Consider the following 4,337-nt stretch of genomic DNA (forward strand, 5'->3'; position numbering starts at 1 on the left):
CGGTCGAGCTGCCGCCGGGCTCGACGCTGGAGGACACCCGCGCCACCACCGACCAGATCGTGGACGCGCTGCGCACCATCCCCGAGGTGACGCAGGTCTTCGTGCTCGGCGGCTCCTCGCCGACCGGCCAGCGTGAGGTGCGGCGCGCCGCGGTGACCATCAAGCTCAAGCCCAAATCCGAGCGCGCCGCCCGCCAGAAGGACCTCAAGGTCGTCATCGCCCAAAAATTGGCCAGCGTGCCGGACGCGCGCGCCTGGTACGTCAACGAGCGCGGCGAGCGCGAAATGGCTTTCTCGATCCTCTCCAAGGACGGCGCGGCGCTGGACGAGGCGGTGGCGCGCATCGAGACCAAGATGCGCAAGGTCGACGGCTATCTCAACGTCGCGACCTCGGGCTCGCTCTCGCGTCCCGAGCTGACGGTGCGTCCCAAGCTCGAGGCCGCCGCCAGCCTCGGCGTCACGCCCGAGGCGATCTCGGAGGCCGTGCGCGTCGCCACGATTGGCGATGTCGGCGCCAATCTCGCCAAGTTCAATGCCGGCGACCGGCTGGTGCCGATCCGCGTGCAGCTCGATGAGGCGGCGCGCGCCGATATCCGCAACATCGCGGCCCTGCGCGTCACCAACACCAGCGGCGTCTCGATTCCGCTGACCGCCGTGGCCGAGATCGGCTTCGGCGAGGGGCCGTCATCGATCGACCGCTATGACCGCGTGCGCCGCGCTGCGATCGGCGCCGATCTCAAGCGCGGCTTCGAGCTGGGCACGGCGCAGGAGACCTTCCACACCATCGTCAAGGAGGTCGGCCTGCCCGACGGCGTCTGGATCGCCGCGACGGGCGATGCCGAGATCCAGGGCGAGGTCGTCGCCGGCTTCATCCAGGCGATGACGACCGGGCTGATGCTGGTGCTGGCCGTGCTGATCCTGCTGTTCGGCTCGGTCTTCCAGCCGATCACGATCCTGCTCTCGCTGCCGCTCTCCTTCGGCGGCGTGGTCATCGCCCTTCTCGCCACGGGCAACCCGGTCTCGATGCCGGTCTATATCGGCCTGCTCATGCTGATGGGCATCGTCACCAAGAACGCGATCATGCTGGTCGATTTCGCTGTCGAGGAGGAGGGCCGCGGCAAGGACCGCCGCACCGCTCTGCTCGAGGCCGGCCGCAAGCGCGCCCGCCCGATCGTGATGACGACGATCGCGATGGCCGCCGGCATGCTGCCCTCGGCCTATGGTGTCGGTGACGGTGGCGAGTTCCGCGCGCCGATGGCGATCGCGGTGATCGGCGGCCTCCTGGTCTCGACCGTGCTCAGCCTCGTCTTCGTGCCGTCCTTCTACGCGGTGATGGACGACCTTTCGCAGCTGACGGGCCGCGTTTTTGGCCGCTTCTTCAGCAAGGCGGAGGATGAGAGCCTGTGGGAGGCGAAGCCGGAGGAGGGCCACGCCCGGCCCGAGGCCGGAGCGACCCAGATGAAGCTGCCGCCGCCGCCGCCACGGTTGGCGGCGGAGTGATCAGGCGGCGGGGCAGCGGCCCCGCGCTTGCGGTCAGATCGCCTTCTCGCCGCTCTGCGACGGCTTGGCCGGCGGCTGCTGGTTGCGGCGGCTGAGCATTTCGCCGCGCGATTTGACGATCTGGGCGACGACGACGTCCTGCACGCTCTGGGTCGCGGCGCGGCGCACCCCCACGCGAACGACGAGGCGGGCGCCGTCATGCTCCTGAATCTCGATGATCGCCTGGGCGAGCGCGTCGACATCGGCCCTGCAGAAGATCATCGCCGCCTTGGCCACCACTTCCGCCTTCTCGTCGGTGGCGAGCATGGGGCCGCCCTCGCGGCCGATGCAGGTCAGCATGCGCGCGCGGATCAGGTCTCGGGTCTTTTCCAGCACGGCCCGCTTTTCGGCCCTGTCCTGGCGCTCGGCCTCCGTTTGCGGTGCGGTCGGGTTTGTCGCACGGGCAGCGGGATTCACAGGCCCGCGCAGGCTCGCGCTCTGCTTGGCGCATTCGACCAGCGCCGGCAGCATCTCGCTGGTCGAGGTCAGGGCGAAGGTCAGGCGCTGGTCGTTGGCGACCAGTTCCAGACGATGGCCCTGACGAAACGCGCCGATCAGTTGCGAGTCGGCGGGCATCGCGATCGCGAGCAAGGTCGGTGTCTTGGCTTCGGCCGTTACATCGATGCGGGAGGTGCGGTCGAAGACGAGCTGGAGATTCAGCCGGCTCCCGGGCTTCAGCTTCCAGTTCGGGTGGGCGAAACCGATCAGCCATTTGAGGTCGGCGGTGATCGAGGTGAACATCCGGGTGCCGTTGCGATAGCCGGCATTGACGGCGCAATGCGAGAAGGCGCCCGTGGCATCGTTGGTGAAGGCACCGCCGGTCCAGTTGCCGACGACGATCTTGCCGAAGGGGCCCGCGGCCTGTGCGCCCGGAGCCAGCAGCAGGATCGAAGCCAGAATAAACCCACGCAGCATGCGTCACCTCGCCATGATAGGGCGCTCAGGATGACGTCGGACGCCCTATTGCGCAATTCGCACGCGGTGCGGAGGTTCCGGCGGCATCGGCTCACGCCCAATCCCCCGACCGGCTCTCGCCGCGGAGTCTCGCTTCAGTCACATCCCGAAAGGGGTGCGCCGAGCCGGGCGGCGCGGCGGCTTTGGCCGCGTGCCGATGTCGAGTGTCGATGTCGAAGTGTCGAGGCGGCGGGGCTGCCCGCCGTCCGGCTCCGCGCGCGGTTTTCTGTGGTTTCGCCCGCCGCCCATTAAGGTCGGTCACGACCGGGATTGCTGAAGGCCCCGGCGACGAGCAGCCCCTCCGGGCGAACGGCCTTGCGAGGGCCGCCCATCCCGAACACCGCATTCCGCCCGGCCGCACGATGCCTCACGACAGCCCCCTTGGTCGGGCGGAACGTGCAGAGCTTAGCCACAGGTTCGGGCCGCGGGGATAACGATTTCGAGCGCCGGGCACCGGGCCGGAAGACGGGGTTCAGGCCTCCACAAATCCCCCATTTCGCGCCTGTTACTCACTCGCTTTGCGCCGGAACATCGCCGGTGCGGGCTTGTTCGCCTCTCAGACCCCGGAGAGAGGACCAGCCCATGTTCATGCGCGTCGACAGGCTCCAGACCGAGCTTCCCGCCCCCAAGAAGAAGGATCCGAACGCCGCCGCCGCCCTGCAGGAGCTGCTCGGCGGCAAATATGGCGAGATGTCCACGCTCGGGAACTACATGTTCCAGAGCTTCAACTTCCGCAGCAAGGACAAGCTGAAGCCGTTCTACCATCTCGTCGCCAGCATCACGGCGGAGGAACTCGGCCATGTCGAGCTCGTCAGCCACGGCGTCGCCATGCTCAACAACGGCCCCGACAATGATGGCGACAGCAAGCCCGGCGGCGACATCTCGAAATCGCCGATGGAGGCGATGCAGGAAATCCGGCTCGCGGCCGGCTTCCTCTCGAATGGCGGCGGCGCGACCCCGGTCAACAGCAACGGCGCCTCCTGGAACAACGACTTCATCACCACGACCGGCAATGTCGTCACCGACCTGCTGCACAATTTCCACCTGGAATGCGGCGCACGGCTGCACAAGCTGCGGGTCTACGAGACGCTTTCGGACCCGACCGGCCGCGAGGTCTGCGGCTATCTGCTGGTGCGCGGCTCGGTGCATGCCCACGCCTATGCGCTGGCGCTGAAGCAGATCACCGGCGTCGAGATCGAGAAGATGCTGCCGACGCCCAACATCAATCTCGACAAGATTCCCGAGTGCCAGAAATACCTGCAGGAGGGCTCGCACCGGAGGCTCTACACCTTCAGCCCCTCCGACTATGACGGCATGGCCGGCATCTGGGGCAATGGCGAGATGGCCCTGCCGGGCGACCCGCCGGGCGAGCTCGAGGTCGTCGAGGGCATGCCGGAGGGCGGCAAGATCCACCAGCTCACCGGCGTCCCCTCGGCTTTCACGCCGGACTATGCGCCGGAGGAGATGTTCGAGATCGCGACCAAGCTCTACAAGGCTTCGCGCTGAGCGGAGCAACCCCGGCCCGGCGGCTTCGGCCGCCGGGTCAGGCGCCGTCCTCGGAGCCGCGCGCGACGACGCCATAGGCCCGGGAGCGGGCTCCAGGCGCGCTCCGCGGGCCGCAAGCCGAAAGCCCCCGGCGCAGCAGTTCGCGTACCGCCGCCGCCCGGCTCGGCATCCGGTTGGCGAAACGGAAATCGTCGAGCGCCGCCAGCTCTTCGCCATCCAGCATGACCTGCAGACGCTCGCCGCGCGCCAGATCATGCCCTTTCAATGTCTTTTCGCCCATCGCAGCCGCTCGCCGGGCCGCAGGGCCCGCTCTCGTGTCGTCTCGGGATGATGACGATC

4 protein-coding genes are annotated in these 4,337 nt (G+C 68.2%); 2 read left to right on the forward strand and 2 right to left on the reverse strand.

What is annotated here, in order from left to right; genetic code table 11:
- Nucleotides 1-1,499: efflux RND transporter permease subunit (locus Q8M82_RS08040; RefSeq protein WP_305690846.1), on the forward strand; the 1,499-nt coding region annotated here is incomplete at its 5' end.
- A gap of 33 nt (nt 1,500-1,532) precedes the next feature.
- Here the strand turns inward: Q8M82_RS08040 and Q8M82_RS08045 are convergent.
- On the reverse strand, nt 1,533-2,453 hold the full coding sequence (locus Q8M82_RS08045; RefSeq protein ID WP_305690847.1) for a hypothetical protein: 921 nt from the start codon (nt 2,451-2,453) through the stop codon (nt 1,533-1,535).
- A 621-nt stretch (nt 2,454-3,074) separates the two neighbouring features.
- Between Q8M82_RS08045 and Q8M82_RS08050 the strand changes: the two genes are divergently transcribed.
- The gene (locus Q8M82_RS08050) at nt 3,075-3,998 is read left to right on the forward strand and encodes a manganese catalase family protein (RefSeq protein ID WP_305690848.1); all 924 of its coding nucleotides are present in this window, start codon (nt 3,075-3,077) and stop codon (nt 3,996-3,998) included.
- Between the two features lie 37 nt (nt 3,999-4,035).
- Here Q8M82_RS08050 and Q8M82_RS08055 read toward each other — a convergent pair.
- On the reverse strand, nt 4,036-4,337 hold a 302-nt coding region (locus Q8M82_RS08055; RefSeq protein WP_371126269.1), incomplete at its 5' end, for a hypothetical protein.

The sequence above is a fragment of the Allobosea sp. genome (assembly GCF_030694325.1).
GTDB lineage: Bacteria > Pseudomonadota > Alphaproteobacteria > Rhizobiales > Beijerinckiaceae > Allobosea.

What these genes read in the sequence shown, in the direction of transcription:
- Q8M82_RS08045 (WP_305690847.1), bottom strand. Translation starts at nt 2,453, where the DNA reads ATGCTGCGTGGGTTTATTCTGGCTTCGATCCTGCTGCTGGCTCCGGGC.
- Q8M82_RS08050 (WP_305690848.1), top strand. Translation starts at nt 3,075, where the DNA reads ATGTTCATGCGCGTCGACAGGCTCCAGACCGAGCTTCCCGCCCCCAAG.